Below are 19,333 nucleotides of genomic sequence, written 5' to 3'. Positions count from 1 at the left end.
CGCCCCGCTCCCGTCCGGCCCGTTACGCGGCCACCGGCTGTTCGGCCCCCGGCGTCGGGGCCGACGGGCCCGCGCCCCCGCCGGGTCCCTGGGCCGAGGTGCCCGTCACCGGCTTGCGCAGCCCCTTGAGGACGATCACCAGGGCCGTGGTGACGCAGACCCCGGCCGCGATGGCGACCAGGTAGAGCAGCGGGTTGCCGATCAGCGGGACCACGAAGATGCCGCCGTGCGGGGCGCGCAGCGTCGCGCCGAAGGCCATCGACAGAGCGCCGGTGACCGCGCCGCCCACCATCGAGGACGGGATGACGCGCAGCGGGTCGGCCGCGGCGAACGGGATGGCGCCCTCGGAGATGAAGGAGGCGCCCAGGACCCAGGCGGCCTTGCCGTTCTCGCGCTCGGCGGCGTTGAAGAGCCGGCCGCGCACCGTGGTGGCCAGGGCCATCGCCAGCGGCGGGACCATGCCGGCCGCCATCACCGCCGCCATGATCTTCATCGCGGAGTCGCTGGGGCTGGCGACCGCGATGCCCGCGGTGGCGAAGGTGTAGGCGACCTTGTTGACCGGGCCGCCGAGGTCGAAGCACATCATCAGGCCGAGCAGCGCGCCGAGCAGGACCGCGTTGGCGCCGGACAGTCCGTTGAGCCAGTCGGTCATCCCGGACTGGGCGGACGCGATGGGCTTGCCGATCACGACGAACATCAGGAACCCGACGACCGCCGCCGAGACGAGCGGGATCACCACCACCGGCATGATGCCGCGCAGCGCCTTCGGTATCGGTACCCGCTGGATCGCCAGCACCACCGCGCCGGAGATCAGACCGGCCGCGAGACCGCCGAGGAACCCGGCGTTGATGGTCAGCGCGATCGAGCCGCCGACGAAGCCGGGGACCAGGCCCGGCCGGTCGGCCATGCCGTAGGCGATGTAGCCGGCCAGCACCGGGACGAGGAAGGCGAAGGCCACGCCGCCGATCTGGAACAGCAGCGCGGCCCAGCTGTCCGCCTGGGTCCACACGAAGTGGTCCATCACGGAGGGCGCCTTGTTGATCTCATAGCCGCCGATCGCGAAGCCCAGGGCGATCAGCAGACCGCCCGCGGCGACGAACGGGACCATGTAACTGACGCCGGACATCAGCCACTTGCGGAGCTTGGTTCCGTAGCCCTCGCCGGACTCGCCGCCGCGCTCGACGGGCGTCGCGCCGCCGTCACCGCCCCGGCCGCCGACGGCTGCCGCCGTGACCTCGCCGCGGGCCGCCTTGTCGCGGACCTCGCCGATCAGCTCGCCGGGCCGGTTGATGGCGGCCTTGACGCCGGTGTCGACGGTGGGCTTCCCGGCGAAGCGGTCCTTCTCGCGCACGGCCACGTCGTGGGCGAGGATGACGCCGTCCGCCGCCGCGATCACCGCCGGGTCGAGCCGGGTGAACCCGGCCGAGCCCTGGGTCTCGACGACGACCTCGACGCCCTCCTCGCGCCCCGCGTTCTCCAGCGACTCGGCCGCCATGTAGGTGTGCGCGATGCCGGTGGGACAGGAGGTGACGGCGACGATCCGGAACGGGCGGTCGGGCCCGCCGGGATCCCGGCCGGTGCTGCCCGGGGCGGTCCCGGCGGAGGCCGCCGCCGGGACCGCCCCGGTGTCCGGGGTGTCCGCGTCGGCCGCGGGCTCCTCGGGGGTGCCGGCGTCCTCGGCCGGTGCCGGTTCCTCCCCGCGGATCAGCGCGGCGGCGGCCGCCGCGTCACCCGCCGAGCGCAGCGCGTCGGTGAACTCGGCGTTCATCAACTGCCGGGCCAGCGAGGAGAGGATCGTCAGGTGGGCGTCGTCGGCGCCCGCCGGAGCGGCGATCAGGAAGATCAGGTCGGCCGGTCCGTCCGCCGCCCCGAAGTCGACGCCGGCCGCGCTGCGACCGAAGGCGAGCGTCGGCTCGGTGACGTGCTCGCTGCGGCAGTGCGGGATGCCGATGCCGCCGTCGAGGCCGGTCGGCATCTGCGCCTCACGGGCGGCCACGTCGGCGAGGAAGCCCTCCAGGTCGGTCACCCGGCCCAGGGCCACCATCCGCTCGGCGAGGGCGCGTGCCGCCGCTTCCTTGGTGTCGGCGGACAGGTCGAGGTCGACCAGGTCCGCGGTGATCATGTCGCTCATCGCGGGCTCCTTAGCTCGCGTATCGCCCGGAACGTGGGGTGAGGGGCGGGGGCGGGGAGGGGGACGGGGGCACAGCGGTGGGGGTCGGGGACGGCCCTGGGGAGGGAGCCGTGGGACGGGCCGCGGGAGGGAGCGGGGTTCATGACGCCGGCTCCTTCAGTGCGCGGTTGACAGGCACCTCGGAGGTGACCGTCACGGCGGCCGGGTCCAGGTCGTGCGGCGTCGGCATCACGCTGCCGGGCAGCTGGACGGCGGCGGCGCCGTGCGCGACGGCGGAGGCGAGGGCGCCGGGGCCGGTGCCCCCGGCGACGAGGAAACCGGCGAGGGAGGAGTCACCGGCGCCGACGTTGCTGCGGACGGCGTCCACGCGGGCGGTGCCGAACCAGGTACCCGCGTCGTCCACGAGCAGCTGCCCGTCGGCGCCGAGGCTGGCGAGCACGGAACGGGCGCCCAGCTCCCGCAGTTCCTCGGCGGCCTTCACCGCGTCGCCGACCGTGGCCAGCGGACGCCCGACGGCCTCGGCCAGCTCCTCGGCGTTCGGCTTGACCACGTCGGGCCGCTCGCGCAGGGCCCGCAGGAGGGCCGGTCCGGAGGTGTCCAGGGCGATGCGGACCCCGGCGGCGTGCGCCCGGGCGACCAGGTCGGCGTACCAGGAGGGGGCGAGTCCGCGGGGCAGGCTGCCGCAGCAGGCGATCCAGTCCGCACCGGGCGACTGGCGCCGTACGGTCTCCAGGAGCAGTTCCCGTTCGGCCGGGGTGAGTTCGGGGCCCGGTGCGTTGATCTTGGTCAGGACGCCGTCGGCCTCGGCGAGCGCGATGTTGGAACGGGTGGGCCCGGTGATCGGCACCGGCGCCACCTCGATGCCCTGCGCGTCGAGCAGGTCGGCGACGAGTGCGCCCGGGGCCCCGCCCAGCGGCAGCACCGCCACGGTGCGCTGCCCGGCGGCGGTCACCGCGCGCGAGACGTTCACGCCCTTGCCGCCGGGGTCGACCCGCTCGCCGGTGGCGCGGACGACCTCGCCGCGGTCGAGGGAGGGCACCTCGTAGGTGCGGTCCAGCGACGGGTTGGGGGTGACGGTCAGGATCATGCGCGTACTACTTCCGTGCCGGCGCGCTCGATGCCGCCCGCGTCCTCGGGGGTCAGTCCGTTGTCGGTGATCAGCAGGTCCACGTCGCTCAGGGCGCCGAAGCGGGCGAAGTGCTCCTGGGCGTACTTGGAGGAGTCGGCGAGCAGCACCACGCGCCGGGCGGCGGTCAGGGCGGCCCGCTTGACGGCGGCCTCGGCGAGGTCGGGGGTGGTCAGGCCGTGCTCCACGGAGAAGCCGTTGGCCGCCACCACGGCCACGTCGGCGCGGATCTCGCCGTACGCGCGCAGCGCCCAGGCGTCCACGGCGGCCCGCGTACGGTGCCGCACGCGCCCTCCGACCAGGTGGAGCTGGATGCCGGGGTGGTCGGCGAGCCGGGCGGCGATGGGCAGGCTGTGGGTGACCACGGTCAGCGAGGCCTCCGGCGGGATCGCCGCGGCCATGCGGGCCACCGTGGAACCGGCGTCGAGGATCATCGTGCCCTCGGCCGGCAGTTCCGCGAGGGCCGCCCTGGCGATGCGGTCCTTCTCGTCGGCGGCCGTGGACTCGCGCTCGGCGAGGTCCGGTTCGAAGTCGAGCCGCCCGGCCGGGATCGCGCCGCCGTGCACCCGGCGGAGCAGACCGGCGCGGTCGAGCGCCTTGAGGTCGCGGCGGATGGTCTCCGCCGTCACCTGGAACTCCTCGGCCAGCGACACCACGTCCACCCGGCCGCCGTCCCGGGCGAGCCGGAGGATCTCCTGCTGCCGCTCCGGTGCGTACATGACCGTTCACCTCCGACCTGTGCCCGAACCTGTGGTTTCTCTCGGAGGCTACGCCCGGTTTTCCGGAATGTAAACAGCAAGCAGAAGCGTTCGGACTCAAACAGACATGAACGGGCATGTGTGGGTCGGGCGCCTGATCGGCGTGACGGTGGGACGGCGTGCCGAAGGGGCGGGTCCGGCACCTTCGTGCTGCCGGACCCGCCCCTTCGCCGACTCGTCCGCCGCGGTCTCAGACCAGCGCGGGCTCCTTCTCCTGCGCCGGGTCCTCCGCCCCGCCCCCTTCCACGTGCTGGGCCGGGCGCCTGGGCAGCGCGAACATCAGCAGGAAGATGCCGGCCAGCACCGCGGCCACCCACCCCAGCGCGTTCTGGAAGGCGTCCACGTAGGCCGGGCCGATGCGGGCGGGGGTGAGGTGGTCGCTCATCGTGCCGAAGAAGACCACCGACACCAGTCCGAGTCCGAGCGCGTTGCCCATCTGCTGCACGGTGTTGATGAGCCCCGACGCCGCCCCGGCGTGCTCGCGCGGCACCTGGGACAGCACCGCGTCGGTCAGCGGCGCGACGATCAGGCCCATGCCGAGCCCCATCACGACCAGCGGCAGGGCCATCTGCCAGGACGTGATGGCGAGCCCGTAGCGCCCGGACTCCCACACGTAGAGGAGCACTCCGGCCGCCATCACCAGCGCGCCCGCCTGGAGCACCTTGCGCCCGAAGCGCGGGACCAGCTTCTGCACCGAGATCCCGGCGGCCGTGGACACGGCGATGGAGAACGGTACGCCGGTCAGGCCGGCCCGCAGCGGGCTCCAGCCGAGCCCGTACTGCAGGTACAGCGTCCACACCAGGAAGAAGATGCCGAGCGCGACGCCGAAGACGGTCTGCACGGCGATCCCGGCCGCGAAGCTCTTCACCTTGAACAGCGACAGCTCCACCAGCGGTGAGCCGTCCCGGGCGCTCTTGCGCCGCTCGTAGGCGACCAGGACCGCGAGGACCACGACCGACCCGGCCATGGAGAGGTACCCCCACAGCGGCCAGCCCAGCTCCTCGCCCCGGGTGAGCGGGTAGATCAGCATCAGCAGTCCGAGGGTGACCAGCGCGACCCCGACCAGGTCGAGCCGCAGGGCGCGCGGCGCCTTCGACTCCGTGATGAAGCGGCTGCCGAGGACGAGGCCCGCGATGCCGACCGGCAGGTTGATGAGGAAGATGGGCCGCCATTCGAGCCCGAAGAGGTTCCACTCGGTGAGCAGGGCGCCCAGCAGCGGACCGGAGACGGCCCCGAGTCCGACGATCGCGCCGAACAGCCCGAAGACCTTGCCGCGTTCGTGCGCCGGGAAGGTGGCGTGCACGATCGACAGCACCTGCGGCACCATCAGCGCCGCCATGCCGCCCTGGAGGATGCGGGAGGCGACCAGCATCTCCGGGTTGGCGGCGAGGCCGCACAGCGCCGAGGCCAGGGTGAAGCCGCCGATGCCGACGAGGAAGACCCGCTTGCGGCCGTGGATGTCGCCGAGCCGTCCGCCGGTGATCAGACCGGCCGCGAAGGCGAGGGCGTAACCGGCGGTGATCCACTGGATCTGGCTGAAGGAGGCGCCCTCGTCCCTCTGGATGGAGGGGATGGCGATGTTGACGATGGTGACGTCCACCAGGTCCATGAACGCCGCGGTCATCACGATCGCGAGGGCGAACCAGCGACGCCGATCGCCCGCGGCGGGCACGGCGGGCGGGACGGGAGCCGGGTCGGGAGCCGGGTCGGGAGCCGGGTCGGGGGTCTGCTTGGAGGTCATGGAAGGAACCTAGGGGGCCAGTAGGTCGGATCGTGTCCTAGATCTGCGGCATCCTCGGACACATGACGACGGACACTCCAGCCCGGCTGCTGACGCTCCTCTCGCTCCTGCAGACGCCCCGCGAATGGCCCGGCGGCGAGCTGGCCGACCGGCTCGGGGTCTCCCGGCGCACGGTCCGGCGGGACATCGACCGCCTGCGCGAACTGGGCTATCCGGTCCAGGCGACGATGGGTGCCGACGGTGGCTACCGGCTGGTGGCGGGCAAGGCGATGCCGCCGCTCGTCCTCGACGACGAGGAGGCGGTGGCCATCGCGGTCGGGCTGCGGGCCGGCGCGGGCCACGCGGTCGCGGGCCTGGACGAGGCGTCGGTGCGGGCCCTCGCCAAGCTGGAGCAGGTGCTGCCGTCCCGGCTGCGGCACCGGGTCACCACGCTCCAGTCCGCGACCACGCCGCTGACCAGCGGGGACGGGCCGAGCATCGCGCCCGAGACGCTGACCGTGATGGCCTCGACGGTGGCCGGGCACGAGCGGCTGCGGTTCGCCTACCGCGCGGCGGACGGCAGCGAGACGCGCCGCGTGACGGAGCCGTACCGGCTGGTGTCGACGGGGCGGCGCTGGTACCTGGTCGCCTACGACCTCGACCGGGACGACTGGCGGACCTTCCGGGTCGACCGGGTGAGCGAGCCCTTCGCCACGGGGGCGCGGTTCGCTCCGCGGGAGCTGCCGACCGGGGACGCGGCCGAATACCTACGGCACTCGATGCAGCGCCGGAACGACTCCTACGAGATCGTGGTCGTCTTCCACGCACCGGCCGATACCGTCGCCCCGCTGCTGCCCCACTGGCTGGGAACGCCGGAGGCGGTGGACGGCGACTCGGCGTGCGTGGTGCGGGCCACGGTGTCCGGCTCGGTGGAGTGGATCGCGGCCCGCCTGGCGACGACCGGCCTGGAGTTCCGCGTCCGCGAACCGGCGGAACTGGTGGACTGCGTACGGGAGCTGGGCGCCCGACTGGGCCGGGCGGCGGGCACCGACTGACCGGGGGCGGGGCACGCCCCGGCCTCTCACCCCTGTCCGGAGGCGCCGTCCCCCCACGCGAACCCCCGCAGCACCTCCAGGTTGAGCAGTGCCTGGTCCAGGGGGCTGCGTGTCTCCTGGGAGGACGACGACGCCCAGTGCTCCGTCGCGACGCGGACGGCCGCGCCCGCCACCGCGGCCGCGAAGTGCAGCCGGGGGGAGGCGGCCAGCCGTGCGGCAACGTTGTCGTCGCCGCCGGACATCCGCGCGGCCAGCGCCTCCACCAGCCCCCGCTCCGTGGAGTGGCAGACCTCCGCCCACACCTTGCGCAGTGCCGGACTGCCCTCGGCCAGGCGGACGAGGGCGCGGGCCCACTCCCAGGAGGGCGCCGACACACCGGCGCCGGGGGTCAGCGTGTGCCGCGCGGCGTGTTCCAGGGCCGCGGACGGGGACAGTTCGGCCGGGGCCTCGCGCACCGCCCGTACCCAGCGCTCGGCGCCCAGGGCATAGAGCGGGGCGACCGCCTCCTCTTTGGCGGCGAAGTAGCGGTAGAAGGTGCGCGGGGCGACACCCGCCGCCTTGGCGATGTCCTCGGCCCGGGTGGCCCGCAGGCCCTGGCCGGCGAAGAGGCGGGCCGCCGCGCGGGCGATCTCCATCCGGGTCTCGGCCTTGCGCCGCTCGGTCAGGGAGACCGATCCGACCGGCCCGACCGATCCGATCGATGGGACCGGCGGGACCGACCCCGGCCCGGGGGCGGGGGTTGCTGGAACCGTGCTGCTCACTTCGGCAGGCTATGCCGCTGTGGCAGAATCTGCCATCCGGCGGGCCACCCCGGGGTTCAGGTTCGGGGTGGCCCGCCTTCCGCTCTGCCCCGGCTCGCGGCCGGCCTGGTGCTCGCAGGAGAAGGAGTGGAGCCGGGCTGCGGCACCCCGGGGGGAGGGGCGCCGCAGCCCGGCTCGGGAAGTCCCGGCGCCGGGGGGAGTGCGTCGGGACGTGGTCCAGTGCGCTGCGGTGGTGGCGCGGGTGCGGGGGTGCGGGGCCGTTGCCCGGCTTCTGACCGAGGGGCCCCGAACGTCTTGTTCCCGGCCGCCGCGAGTTGAAGCAGCGTTGTACAGCCATGTTCGCGCGGGGTGCGACCACCGGCGTACGCCCCATCCGCCACGTCACGCCCCCGCGTCACGCGGCGGCCGGGCCGCACACCCGGCCGTCGTCCCGGCCGCGTTACGCCGCAGCCTCGAAGCCGGTGTCGCGGGCCAGCTTCTTCAGCTCCAGCAGCGCGTGCTTCTCGATCTGGCGGATGCGCTCACGGGTGAGGCCGTGCTCCTTGCCGACCTCGGTCAGCGTGCGCTCGCGGCCGTCGTCGATGCCGTACCGCATCTTGATGATGGAGGCCGTGCGCGGGTCGAGGCGGCCGATGAGGTCGTCCAGCTCCTCGCTGCGCAGCAGGGTCAGCACCGACTGCTCGGGCGACACGGCCGAGGTGTCCTCCAGCAGGTCGCCGAACTGGGTCTCGCCCTCGTCGTCCACCGACATGTTCAGCGAGACCGGGTCGCGGGCCCAGTCGAGCACGTCGGTGACGCGCTCCGGCGTCGAGCCCAGCTCGGCTGCGATCTCGGCGGGCTCCGGCTCGCGGCCGTGCTCCCGGTTGAACTCGCGCTGCACACGACGGATCCGGCCCAGCTCCTCCACCAGGTGGACGGGCAGCCGGATGGTGCGCGACTGGTCGGCGATGGAGCGGGTGATGGCCTGACGGATCCACCAGGTCGCGTACGTCGAGAACTTGAAGCCCTTGCGGTAGTCGAACTTCTCGACCGCGCGGACCAGGCCGGCGTTGCCCTCCTGGATCAGGTCGAGGAGCGGCAGACCGCTGCGCGGGTAGCGGCGGGCGACCGCGACGACCAGGCGGAGGTTGGAGCGGATGAAGACGTCCTTCGCCCGCTCGCCCTCGTCGATCAGAGCCTGGAGTTCCTCACGGGTGGCGTCCGCCCCGGTCTCCTCGTACCCTTCGAGGACCTGCCGCGCGAACACACCCGCCTCGATGGTCTGGGACAGCTCGACCTCCTTGGCGGCGTCGAGCAGCGGTGTCCGGGCGATCTCGTCGAGGTACATGCCGACCAGATCGCGGTCGGCGAGCTCGCCGCCGTTCGCGCGGACGCTGGTTGCCGAGCCGGAGGTCTCGCCGGCGGCGGACTTACGACGGGCGACGGCACGGGTTGCCATGCGTGCTCCCTTGCGATGGTGGTTCAGCGGGTGGTCCGGTGGACGCTCGGGCGCCTTACGGGGTTGTCTCCGTGTCCCCAGCCCCTCTCGGGACTCTCCTCGGGTGCCCTGCATCCGATGGAAACAACGACTGGAATCCGGACAGAATTCCCAACCCGCCCCTCAATTTTTCTGATCATGCAGTACCCTGTGCCGCCACATGAGGAGGGGCGATGCCGTCGGGAACTGCGGAGGTCCAGGTCAGACCGGGAGGCGAGGACGATCTCAAGGCCCTCACCGCTCTCTACAACCACTACGTGTGTGAGACGCCCATCACGTTCGACACCGAACCGTTCACCCCGGAAGAGCGCCGCCCTTGGCTGCTCTCCCACCCTGAAGACGGTCCGCACCGGCTGAGGGTTGCCACGGACGCGGACTCACAGGAGATTCTGGGGTACGCCACATCCAGCCCTTATCGCGCGAAGCCCGCCTACGCGACCTCCGTGGAGACCACCGTCTACGTCGCTCCGGGGGCCGGCGGCCGCGGCATCGGCTCGCTCCTCTACACGTCCCTCTTCGACGCCCTGGCCGGCGAGGACCTCCACCGCGCCTACGCGGCCGTCGCCCAGCCCAACGAGGCGTCCGCCCGGCTGCACGCGCGCTTCGGCTTCCGGCACGTGGGCACCTTCCGCGAGGTGGGCCGCAAGTTCGGGCGGTACTGGGACGTGGCCTGGTACGAGAAGCCGCTGCAGCCCACCGGCGGCCGGCCGTAGCCCACCGGCCGCCACCGGGACGCCCCCCGCCCGCGCTCAGCCGAACTGCACCGACCGCTTGGCCAGTCCCATCCAGAACCCGTCGATCACCGACCGCCGCGAGTCCAGCTCGCCGGCCGCGTCCGCCGCGCCCATGGTCACGAACAGGGGGGCGAAGTGCTCGGTGCGCGGGTGCGCGAGCCGTCCCGCCGGGGACTTGTGGGCGAAGTCGAGCAGCCCGTCCACGTCCCCGCCCTCCAGCGCGTGCCGCCCCCAGTCGTCGAACTCCGCGGACCACGAGGGGATGCCGCCCTGGCGCAGTGCGGCGAGGTTGTGGGTGAAGAACCCGGAGCCGATGATCAGCACGCCCTCGTCGCGCAGCGGCGCGAGCCTGCGGCCGATCTCCATGAGCCGCGCCGGGTCGAGGGTCGGCATGGAGACCTGGAGGACCGGGATGTCGGCGCCCGGGTACATCTCGACCAGCGGGACGTAGGCGCCGTGGTCGAGGCCGCGGTCGGGGACGTCCTGGACGGGCGTGCCGGGGGCGCGCAGCAGCTTGCGTACGGACTCGGCGAGCGCGGGGGCGCCGGGCGCTCCGTAGCGCACCCGGTAGTAGTGCTCCGGGAAGCCCCAGAAGTCGTAGACGAGGGGGACGGTCCGGGTGGCGCCGAGGGCGAGCGGGGCCTCCTCCCAGTGGGCGGAGACGACGAGGATCGCCTTCGGGCGCGGCAGCTCCGCGGCCCACGCGGCCAGTTCGCCGGGCCAGACGGGGTCGTCGGCCAGCGGCGGGGCGCCGTGGCTGAGGTAGAGGGCGGGCATGCGCTCCGGGGCGGCGGTCATGGCCACTACTCCAATGCTTGAACTCTCAATCTTTACGTGCCACCAATCTACGCGCAGTTTGTTTAACATTCAAGGAGTCGTTTCGTACAGTGGGACCCATGAACGACGAACCCCGTTGGCTCACCGCCGAGGAGCAGCTCGTCTGGCGCTCCTACATCGAGGCCGCCACCCTCCTCGAGGACCACCTCGACCGGCAGCTCCAGCGCGACGCGGGCATGCCGCACGTCTACTACGGCCTGCTGGTGAAGCTGGCCGAGTCACCGCGCCGGCGGCTGCGGATGACGGAGCTGGCCAAGTACGCGAAGATCACCCGTTCCCGGCTCTCGCACGCGGTGGCCCGCCTGGAGAAGAACGGCTGGGTCCGCCGCGAGGACTGCCCCTCCGACAAGCGCGGCCAGTTCGCCATCCTCACGGACGAGGGGTACGAGGTGCTGCGCCGGACCGCTCCGGGCCATGTGAACGCCGTACGCCAGGCGGTCTTCGACCGGCTCACCCCGGAACAGCAGAAGTCCCTCGGCGAGATCATGCGGATCGTCGCCGAGGGACTTCAGCCGAGCGAAGCGGGTGCGGACCTGCCCTGGCTGCGCTGAGCGCGCGGCCGGGGCAGGTCCGGGGGAACCGTGCGTACGGGGCGTCCCCTCCCCGTACGCACGGGTGGAACAGGGGCCCGAGCGGGTACCGGGTGCGGCGTCAGTGGGCGACGACCGGCACCCGCAGCTCGTCCTCGGCCCCGTCGCCCGCGCCGGAACCGGCGACGGCGTTGCCGCTGCCCGGCCGCCCGGCGTTGACGAAGGTCAGGGCGATCGCGGACGCCACGACCAGGATGCCGACGGCGAACCAGATCGCGCTGGTGTAGCCCTGCACCTGACCCTGCAGCTGGACCAGCTGCTGCTGGGAGCGGGAGGACGCGCCCCCGATGTGGTCGGCGATGTACGACGTGGTGGCCGAGGCGGCGATCGTGTTCAGCAGCGCCGTACCGATCGCACCGCCCACCTGCTGCGAGGTGTTGACCATCGCGGAGGCGACACCCGCGTCCCGCGGCTCCACGCCCATGGTGGCCAGGGACATGGCCGGCATGAACGCCGTACCCATGCCGAGACCGAGCAGGAGCATGCCGGGCAGCAGCACGGCGGCGTAGGAGGTGTCGACCTCCAGCTGGGTGAGGAACAGCATGCCGAGGGCGGCGACCAGGAAGCCGGGGCCCATCAGCAGCCGGGGCGCGACCCGCGTCATCAGACGCGTGCCGATCTGGGTGGAGCCCGTGATCATGCCCGCGATCATCGGCAGGAAGGCGAAGCCGGTCTTCACCGGCGTGTAGCCCTTCACGATCTGCAGGTAGTAGGTCAGGAAGAGGAACAGGCCGAACATCGCGATGATGGCCAGACCCAGCGAGAGGTAGATCCCGCCCCGGTTGCGCTCGGTGATCACGCGCAGCGGCAGCAGCGGAGCCTTGACCCGGGACTCGACGAGCACGAAGGCCAGCAGCAGCACGGCCGAGCCGACGAACATGCCGACCGTCAGGGCGTCGCTCCAGCCGTTGGACTCGGCGCGGGTGAAGCCGTAGACGAGCGCGACCAGGCCGAGGGTGGACAGGATCACGCCGGGGATGTCGAGCGGCGAGCGGTTGCGGCCGCCCTTGGGCTCACGGATGACGAAGTACGCGCCGGCCGCGGCGACGATGGCGAACGGGATGTTGACGAAGAACGTCCAGCGCCAGTTCAGGTACTCGGTGAGGAAACCGCCGAGGATCAGACCCACGGCGCCACCGCCACCGGCGATCGCACCGTAGATGCCGAAGGCCTTGGCGCGCTCCTTGGCGTCCGTGAACATCACGGCGAGCAGCGAGAGCGCGGCGGGCGCGAGCAGGGCGCCGAAGACGCCCTGGAGGGCGCGGGAGCCGAACATCATCGCCTCGTTGGTGGCCGCGCCGCCCAGCGCGGAGGCGACGGCGAAGCCGGCCAGGCCGGTGACGAAGGTGCGCTTGCGGCCCCACAGGTCGGCTATGCGGCCGCCGAACAGCAGCAGACCGCCGAAGGCGAGGGCGTAGGCCGTGACGACCCACTGCCGGTTGCCGTCGGAGATGCCGAGGTCCTGCTGTGCGGAGGGAAGGGCGATGTTCACGATGGTGGCGTCGAGGACCACCATCAGCTGGGCGAGCGCGATGAAGACCAGCGCTTTCCAGCGACCGGCGTCCGGGGCGTCGGCGACGCCGGAAGCCTTGACGGCTGCTTGAGACATGGGGATACCCACTTCGGACTTCGTGACGGAAAAAGACGAGAAAAGGGACGACTGAACCCACGCCGACGGCCCGCCGTCAGCCACATCGCTGACGGCTCGGCCTCGGTGACGGAACTGGTGGAACTGGTGGAACTGACGGATCTGGCTGATCTGACGGATCTGGCTGACCTGACGGATCTGGCTGACCTGACGGATCTGGCTGACCTGGCTGATCTGACGGAACTGGCCGCTCTGGCTGAACTGGCTGAACTACTGGTCGCTGAACTACTGGTCGCAGGGCCGGCGCAGGTCCTCCAGAGTCACGGCCGCACCCGGGAGGGCGGAACGGGCGGGAGCCCGCAGCCCGTCCAGGAACAGCTGTAGATGGCGATGGACGAACCGGTCGGCGCTCACGCACCCCGTACCGGCCGGGGGCCGGCTGAGCTGGGCCGCGGCGATCATCAGATCGCCCACCCCCACGTCGTCGCGGAGCTGACCGGCCGCCTTCGCCCGGTCCATGACCTCGGCGACGAGTCGCTCGCACCGTCCGCGCGCCGCCTCCAGGTCGGGGTGGTGCTGGTCGAACGTGCTGGCCACCATGGGACACAGGGCGCTGATCCGCTCGTCGGCGGAGGCGTGCACGAAGCGCTCCAGCGCCTCGAACGCGTCACCGGTCTCCGCGAGGGCCAGCTCGGCCGCCCGGACCGTACGATCCATGACCGAGCAGACGACCTCGCGGACGAGGGCGTCACGGTCGGGGAAGTTGCGGTACACCGTGGCGTTGCCGACGCCGGCCCGGCGGGCGACGTCGTCGAGCGGCACGTCCGGCCCGTTCTCGACGAACATCTCCCGGGCGGCGGTGACGATCCGCTCCCGATTGCGCAGAGCATCGGCGCGCGGCCGGGCCACCTTGCGCTGATCGGGGATCGCGGTCTGCACGGCGTACTCCTCCATGTCGGTGGTGTCTGTGAGGGTGTCTGTCACGGTTGTGACGACTGGGTTCACGATCCGGGGAGGGAATCCCCGTTTCGCTCGGACACAGGTCTAAACGGGGAAACGATCCCCGGTTATTTCCCGCTCCCGAAGAACTTTCTGGTGACCTGGGTCACATCGCGGCCCCGGCCCGTCCCCCGGTCGGCGGCTACCGGCGAGAAACCCACGATCGGCCGCTCCAGCGCGCGCCCGCCCACCCCTCGGCACAGGGTGAGCGCATGGGTGCAGCCGGTGTCGGGCGGCTGCCGTGGCCGGGGAGGTCCGCATGCAGCCGCCGCAGGCGCAGCCGCCGAGCCGTCGCATACGCCCGCGCAGACTGGCCGCGGCCGGGACCGTCGCCGTCCTGACCCTCGCGCTCAGCACCTCGGCCGGCACCGGCCGGCTCGCGCCCGGCACCTCGACCGCGGGCTCCGGCCCCGCCGCCCTCTCCCGCTCCTCCGTGCACGGTCCCTGCATGATCAGCGGCGGCGCCGAGATCCAGATGTCCGAGGGCGTGCCGACCTCGACCGGCTACGCCCGCTCGACCGGCACCGTCCGCGCCCTCAACCTGATGGTCGACTTCTCGGACGCGCCCGGCGAGGGCAGGGCGCTCGACCGGTACGCGGAGTTCTTCCCGCAGACCGAGAAGTGGTTCCGCACCAGCAGTTACGGCCGCCTCGACTACCACCCCGAGACCCCGATCCGGGACTGGCTCAGGATGCCCAAGTCCTTCGCGGAGTACGGCATAGAACGCGGCGCCCCCTTCGAACCCGGCTACCGCAAACTGGTCCAGGACCTGGTCGCGACGGCCGACGCGAAGGTCGACTTCCGCTCGTACGACCTCCTGAACGTCCTGGTCACCCCGAACGCGGGCCCCTCCGCCCTGGACACGGTCCTGTCCGTGACCTTCGCCGGGAACCAGGAGGCCCCGGTCGCCGACGGCGTCCCGGTGGCCAACGCCTCCTTCGTCTACTCCCGCCAGGACGACGGCTCCGGCTCCTACGACGAGACCGGCTACCGCGTACTCCCCCATGAGAACGGCCACGTCTTCGGCCTCCCGGACCTCTACACCCAGGAGGGCGGAGGCGCCGTCGGCCACTGGGACATCATGAGCGAGGACTGGGGCGCCAACAACGACCTCCTCGGCTGGCACAAGTGGAAGCTGGGCTGGCTCGACCCGTCCCAGGTGCACTGCGCGTCCGCGCCGGGGACGACGGAGTACACGCTGACGCCGCTGGCCCGCAAGGGCGGCGACAAGCTGGTCGTCCTCCCGCTGAGCGGCACGTCCGGCTACGCGGTCGAGCTGCGCACCCGCGAGGGCAACGACGAGACGGTGTGCCGGCCCGGCGTACTGATCTACAAGGTCGACGCGGACGTCGACACCGGCATGGGCCCGGTACGGGTCTACGACTCCCGGCGCGACAGCGGCGGCTGCACCCGCAGCCCCAACGTCCACGCCGAACTCTCGGACGCCACCTTCGCCTCGGGCGAGACCTTCAAGGACCCGCGCAAGGGGGTCGCGATCGAGGTGTCGGAGAAGGACGGAAGGGGAGACGTCCGGGTACGCGTCACCCGGAAGTGACGGACGGGGCGGGAGAGGACCTCCCAGGGCACCGACCGGGACGTGGACGCTCGGGGTGTCGGGCTACCGTAGGCGCCCTGCCGTGATCGCCGTACCGGAGAGTCGATGCCCGCCCACACCACTCACGACGCCCCCCGTGACGGGGCCGACGGCTCCCCCGGTGCCGATGGTGCCCGGGACGGGATCGCCGCCGCGCAGGACGCGGGCGTCGCGGCCGAGCCGGTCCCCCCGGCCGAGGCGATCGCACCGACGCGGACGGCCGCACCGGCCGAAACGGTTGCTCCGGCCGGGACGGTCGCACCGGCGGAGACGGTCGCACCGGCCGAGGCGGTCACCCCGCTCCTCCGCGGCATCGCCGTACTCCGCCGGCTGACCGGGGCGAGCGACGGGACCCTCAGCCTCAGCGCCTTGGAGAAGACCACCGGCCTCGCCCGCTCCACGGTCGACCGCCTCACGGCGACCCTCGCCCGCATGGGATACGTCCGCCTGGACGGCCGCGACGTGACCCTGGCCCCCCGCCTGATGGAACTGGGCAACGCCTATCTGGCCGCCCTCCGCCTCCCCGCCCTGCTCTCGGCCCGCGCCGACGAACTGGCCGACGAACTGGACGAGTCGGTCTCGTTGGCGGTCGGCGACCGGGACGGCATCCGCTTCATCCACCAGGCCACCCGCCGCCGCGCCATGTCCCTGAGCTTCCGCATCGGCGACCTGCTCCCGGCCGAACGCACGGCCCCCGGCCCCCTTTTCGCCACGGAGTGGACGGACCCGGACTGGCACCGCTGGCGGAGCCGCCGGGCCGCGGACCCGGCGGACCACACCTTCCCCGCCGTACCGCCCCGCGAACACCTCACCCCGGACGAGGACTTCACCCTCCGTACGGCGAGGGCGGCAGCGGACGACTGCGCACTGGACGACCAACTCATCGAACCGGGCCTGGTGGCACTGTCGGTCCCCGTACGGGACCCCGGCACCGGCCGGGTGGCCTGCGTGGCGAGCGTGGTGAGCCACACCAGCCGCCACACGGCACCGGACCTGCGGGCGGCCCTGCTCCCCCGCCTGCGCACGGCGGTCGCGGCGATGGAGGACGACCTGCGCACCGCCCCGCCGCCGGAACCGGGACCGCCCAGGGCGGGCCTCGCCACCTGGACGGGCGCGTCGAAGCAGGAACTGGGCCGGGAGTTCGTGGAGTCCCTCGCCCGCGGCCTGACCGTACTGACCGCCTTCGGCGAGGGCCGCTCCGCGCTGACCCTGACCCAGGTCGCCAAGGCGACGGGCCTGGCCCGGGCCACCGCCCGCAGGGCCCTGATCACCCTCACGTACGCGGGCCTGGTGTCCCCCGCCCCCGACGGAACCTTCACCCTCACCCCCCGGGTCCTCTCCCTCGGCTTCCCGCCCCTCTCCCGCACCTCCCTCCCCGAGATCGCCCAGCCCCACCTGACCGCTCTGGCCGACCGCGTCCACGAGTCGACGTCGCTGGCCGTCCTGTCGGAGTCGGGCGAGGAGATCCAGTACACGGCCCGGGCGTCCACGACCCGCGTCCTGAGCGCCCGCGTCACGGTCGGCACCCGTCTCCCGGCCCGGGCGACGGCACTGGGCCACGTCCTGCTGGTCCTCCCCGAGGCCCGGACGCAGGGTTACGCCCTGGTCGACGAGGAACTGGAGGCCGGCCTGCGCTCCCTCGCGGTCCCGGTACGCGACCGCACGGGCAGGGTGGTGGCGGCCCTGAACGTCGCGATGCACGCGGCCCGCCGCACGGCACTGTCCTGCCGCACGGAAATCCTCCCGGAACTGTCCCGGACGGCCACCCACATCGAGGCGGACCTGTCGGTGGCGGGCCGCTTCGTCCACGTCCCCCCGACGTGACCCGGACCGACGCCCACCTCCACCTCCACCCCGGCCCCCGATCCGCTAACCTGTTGTCACCGCCGCCCAGCGACGGCACGCCTTCGTAGCTCAGGGGATAGAGCACCGCTCTCCTAAAGCGGGTGTCGCAGGTTCGAATCCTGCCGGGGGCACAGAGAAACGCCTGGTCAGAGGCCCTGCCGTCCTAGCGGGCGGCAGGGCTTTCGGTCCTGCGGCACACATGAGGTCCTGGTCGACGTCTTGGCTTCCTGATGAGGGCTGCCCGTCTGTGCACCTCACACTCCACGTCGGTGGTCGTCCACAAGCCCGGTCTCGTAGGCGACGATCACGAGCTGGGCACGGTCGCGCGCACGCAGCTTGGCAAGCAGGCGCCCGATGTGGGTCTTGACCGTGGCCAGGCTCAGGTGGAGGTGCGCTGCGATCTCGGTGTTGGACAAACCCCGCGCGATCAGGCCGAGCACCTCCAACTCCCGGTCGGTGACCCCGTCCAGCGAGCGGCTGATCGGGCGCGCAGGCTCCGGACGGCGGGCGAACTCCGCGATCAGACGGCGGGTCACCGAGGGAGCGAGTAGCGCCTCGCCCGCGGCGACGACGCCGACGGCGGTGAGGACCTCGCTCGGCGGGGTGTCCTTGAGTAGAAAGCCCGCGGCGCCGGCACGCAGGGCGGCGTAGACGTACTCGTCGAGGTCGAAGGTGGTGAGGATGAGGACGCGGACGCCGGACAGGGCCGGGTCCGAGCAAATCTGCCGGGTCGCCTCGATGCCGTCGAGGTCCGGCATGCGTATGTCCATCAGCACGACATCCGGCCGTTCGCGGCGGGCGAGTTCGACGGCCTCCGCTCCGTTCGCGGCCTCGCCCACGGCCGTCATGCCGGGCGTGTGGTCGACGAGGACACGGAAGCTGCCTCGCACCATCGCCTGGTCGTCGGCAATCAGTACCCGGACCGGGCGCACCTCGGTCATGGTCATTGGTTCCCTTCGGCGGGCAGGCGGACGGAGACCGCGAAGCCGCCCTCCGCTCGGGGGCCCGCCTCGAAGCTGCCGCCGTACATCATCGCCCGTTCACGTATTCCCAAGAGGCCGTGCCCGCCCGGCAGTGCGCGGACGGGCTGTCCGGGCGCGGAGGGTCGTCCCTGGTCCGCGATGTCGATGCGGATCTCTCGCGCATCCGCCTCCACCGTGACCTGGCAGCGGGTCGGGGCGGCGTGCCGGACCGCGTTGGTGAGGGCCTCCTGGACGATTCGGTAGACGGTCAGCTGTGTCCCCTCGGCCAGGCCCTCCGTGCCGTGCACCGTCAGGTCGACGTCCACCCCTGCCCGTTGTGCCTCCGCGGCGAGCGCCCCGAGGCGGTCGAGATCCGGTATGGGTCCCAGGGGCGCGCCCTCGGTGCGCAGCACACCGAGCGTGCGCCGCATCTCGGCCAGCGCGGAACGGCTTGTCTCCTCGATGACCTTGAGGGCGGCCCGCGCCTCGCGCGGGTCGGCCTCCGCCACATGCCCGGCAACACCCGCCTTGACGGCGATCAGGCTGAGGTTGTGCGAGACGATGTCGTGCAGCTCACGTGCGATCCGCAGGCGCTCCTCGTCCAGTGCGCGCTCCGACCGGCGCCGCTGTTCCCGGGCGGCCTCGGCCCGGCGGCCGCGCACGCTGAACCCCAGACCCCAGGCCCCGCCGATCACCAGGAGTACGAGCCCGGCCACCCCGACGGCGCCCCGCCAGTCCTCGGCGGGAGTGACCACGGCCTCGCCAAGATAGACGGCACCGCAGGCCACCGGCAGCGCCACCGCGAGGGCGGGCACGGACCGGCGGGCAGGCTCGGCCAGTCCGACGAGGTAGGCCGCAAGCCCGGCGGCGGCGTACGGCTCGCGGGGGATGTCGAGGAGCGATGCCGTGGCAAGGGCGGCGAGCACGGCCACCAGGACCGCGAGCGGCCAACGTCGGCGTACGGCTATGGGCAGGCCGACCGTGGCGGCGATCAGACAGCTGAGCCAGAGCGGTCCTGCGTAGACGGGCTGGCCGTCGTCGGCGGCGGTAAGCCGGGCAAAGCCGATGTACACGACGGTCAGGGCCACGGCCACGCCGGCGTCGAGGGCGTAGAGATGGCGCTGCCCCTTAGACTTCATAGCCCGACCGTATCTGT

Annotated in this window: 16 protein-coding genes and 1 tRNA gene; 6 read left to right on the top strand and 11 right to left on the bottom strand. The window is 72.6% G+C overall.

Annotated features, from left to right (window positions below; all coding sequences use genetic code 11):
• Positions 1-22 precede the first annotated feature (22 nt).
• The 4 genes from BZZ08_RS09960 to BZZ08_RS09945 all read right to left on the bottom strand — a co-directional run bounded on the left by BZZ08_RS09960 (position 23) and on the right by BZZ08_RS09945 (position 5,756).
• On the bottom strand, positions 23-2,131 hold the full coding sequence (locus tag BZZ08_RS09960) for a PTS fructose transporter subunit IIABC (protein WP_104631799.1): 2,109 nt from the start codon (positions 2,129-2,131) through the stop codon (positions 23-25).
• A 139-nt stretch (positions 2,132-2,270) separates the two neighbouring features.
• A complete protein-coding gene (pfkB, locus tag BZZ08_RS09955; RefSeq protein ID WP_104631798.1) occupies positions 2,271-3,218 on the bottom strand; it encodes a 1-phosphofructokinase in 948 nt (315 codons plus the stop codon).
• On the bottom strand, positions 3,215-3,976 hold the full coding sequence (locus tag BZZ08_RS09950) for a DeoR/GlpR family DNA-binding transcription regulator (RefSeq protein ID WP_104631797.1): 762 nt from the start codon (positions 3,974-3,976) through the stop codon (positions 3,215-3,217). Before BZZ08_RS09950 ends, pfkB begins: the two co-directional genes overlap by 4 nt.
• 229 nt (positions 3,977-4,205) lie before the next feature.
• A complete protein-coding gene (locus BZZ08_RS09945) occupies positions 4,206-5,756 on the bottom strand; it encodes an MFS transporter (RefSeq protein WP_104631796.1) in 1,551 nt (516 codons plus the stop codon).
• A 62-nt stretch (positions 5,757-5,818) separates the two neighbouring features.
• Between BZZ08_RS09945 and BZZ08_RS09940 the strand changes: the two genes are divergently transcribed.
• Complete coding sequence (locus BZZ08_RS09940) at positions 5,819-6,790, top strand: helix-turn-helix transcriptional regulator (RefSeq protein WP_104631795.1); 972 nt, start codon at positions 5,819-5,821, stop codon at positions 6,788-6,790.
• A gap of 26 nt (positions 6,791-6,816) precedes the next feature.
• Here BZZ08_RS09940 and BZZ08_RS09935 read toward each other — a convergent pair whose 3' ends face one another.
• Entirely contained in the window at positions 6,817-7,551 is a 735-nt protein-coding gene (locus BZZ08_RS09935; protein WP_104631794.1) for a TetR/AcrR family transcriptional regulator, read from the bottom strand.
• Positions 7,552-7,990: 439 nt separating this feature from the next.
• Entirely contained in the window at positions 7,991-8,989 is a 999-nt protein-coding gene (locus tag BZZ08_RS09930; RefSeq protein WP_052839251.1) for a sigma-70 family RNA polymerase sigma factor, read from the bottom strand.
• A gap of 212 nt (positions 8,990-9,201) precedes the next feature.
• Here BZZ08_RS09930 and BZZ08_RS09925 point away from each other — a divergent pair, with 212 nt between their 5' ends.
• Entirely contained in the window at positions 9,202-9,741 is a 540-nt protein-coding gene (locus tag BZZ08_RS09925) for a GNAT family N-acetyltransferase (RefSeq protein WP_104631793.1), read from the top strand.
• Between the two features lie 36 nt (positions 9,742-9,777).
• Here the strand turns inward: BZZ08_RS09925 and BZZ08_RS09920 are convergent, their stop codons facing one another.
• On the bottom strand, positions 9,778-10,560 hold the full coding sequence (locus BZZ08_RS09920) for a dioxygenase family protein (RefSeq protein WP_198601384.1): 783 nt from the start codon (positions 10,558-10,560) through the stop codon (positions 9,778-9,780).
• A gap of 98 nt (positions 10,561-10,658) precedes the next feature.
• Between BZZ08_RS09920 and BZZ08_RS09915 the strand changes: the two genes are divergently transcribed.
• Positions 10,659-11,150 (top strand): MarR family winged helix-turn-helix transcriptional regulator, encoded by a 492-nt coding sequence (locus tag BZZ08_RS09915; RefSeq protein WP_007388762.1) that lies wholly within the window; start codon positions 10,659-10,661, stop codon positions 11,148-11,150.
• A 100-nt stretch (positions 11,151-11,250) separates the two neighbouring features.
• On the opposite strand, the gene BZZ08_RS09910 is transcribed toward BZZ08_RS09915, so the two are convergent.
• Together BZZ08_RS09910 and BZZ08_RS09905 are read right to left on the bottom strand one after the other, a co-directional pair.
• Positions 11,251-12,798 (bottom strand): MFS transporter, encoded by a 1,548-nt coding sequence (locus tag BZZ08_RS09910; protein WP_104631792.1) that lies wholly within the window; start codon positions 12,796-12,798, stop codon positions 11,251-11,253.
• A gap of 264 nt (positions 12,799-13,062) precedes the next feature.
• Complete coding sequence (locus BZZ08_RS09905) at positions 13,063-13,716, bottom strand: TetR/AcrR family transcriptional regulator (protein ID WP_446750246.1); 654 nt, start codon at positions 13,714-13,716, stop codon at positions 13,063-13,065.
• 319 nt (positions 13,717-14,035) lie between these two features.
• On the opposite strand from BZZ08_RS09905, the gene BZZ08_RS09900 reads away from it, so the two are divergent.
• The 3 genes from BZZ08_RS09900 to BZZ08_RS09890 all read left to right on the top strand — a co-directional run bounded on the left by BZZ08_RS09900 (position 14,036) and on the right by BZZ08_RS09890 (position 17,346).
• Entirely contained in the window at positions 14,036-15,331 is a 1,296-nt protein-coding gene (locus tag BZZ08_RS09900; RefSeq protein ID WP_104631790.1) for a M6 family metalloprotease domain-containing protein, read from the top strand.
• Between the two features lie 105 nt (positions 15,332-15,436).
• The gene (locus tag BZZ08_RS09895; RefSeq protein WP_241965420.1) at positions 15,437-17,194 is read left to right on the top strand and encodes an IclR family transcriptional regulator domain-containing protein; all 1,758 of its coding nucleotides are present in this window, start codon (positions 15,437-15,439) and stop codon (positions 17,192-17,194) included.
• A 79-nt stretch (positions 17,195-17,273) separates the two neighbouring features.
• A tRNA-Arg gene (locus BZZ08_RS09890) sits at positions 17,274-17,346 on the top strand.
• Positions 17,347-17,469: 123 nt separating this feature from the next.
• Here the strand turns inward: BZZ08_RS09890 and BZZ08_RS09885 are convergent.
• Positions 17,470-18,156, bottom strand: coding sequence for a response regulator (locus tag BZZ08_RS09885; RefSeq protein ID WP_198601383.1), 687 nt, complete (start codon positions 18,154-18,156; stop codon positions 17,470-17,472).
• A gap of 2 nt (positions 18,157-18,158) precedes the next feature.
• Entirely contained in the window at positions 18,159-19,316 is a 1,158-nt protein-coding gene (locus BZZ08_RS09880) for a sensor histidine kinase (protein ID WP_104631788.1), read from the bottom strand.
• Between the last annotated feature and the right edge of the window lie 17 nt (positions 19,317-19,333).

Source organism: Streptomyces sp. MH60, from assembly GCF_002939385.1.
Taxonomy (GTDB): Bacteria; Actinomycetota; Actinomycetes; order Streptomycetales; family Streptomycetaceae; genus Streptomyces.
The sequence above is the reverse complement of the archived record's forward strand: the minus strand, read 5'-3'. Positions and strand labels throughout refer to the sequence as shown.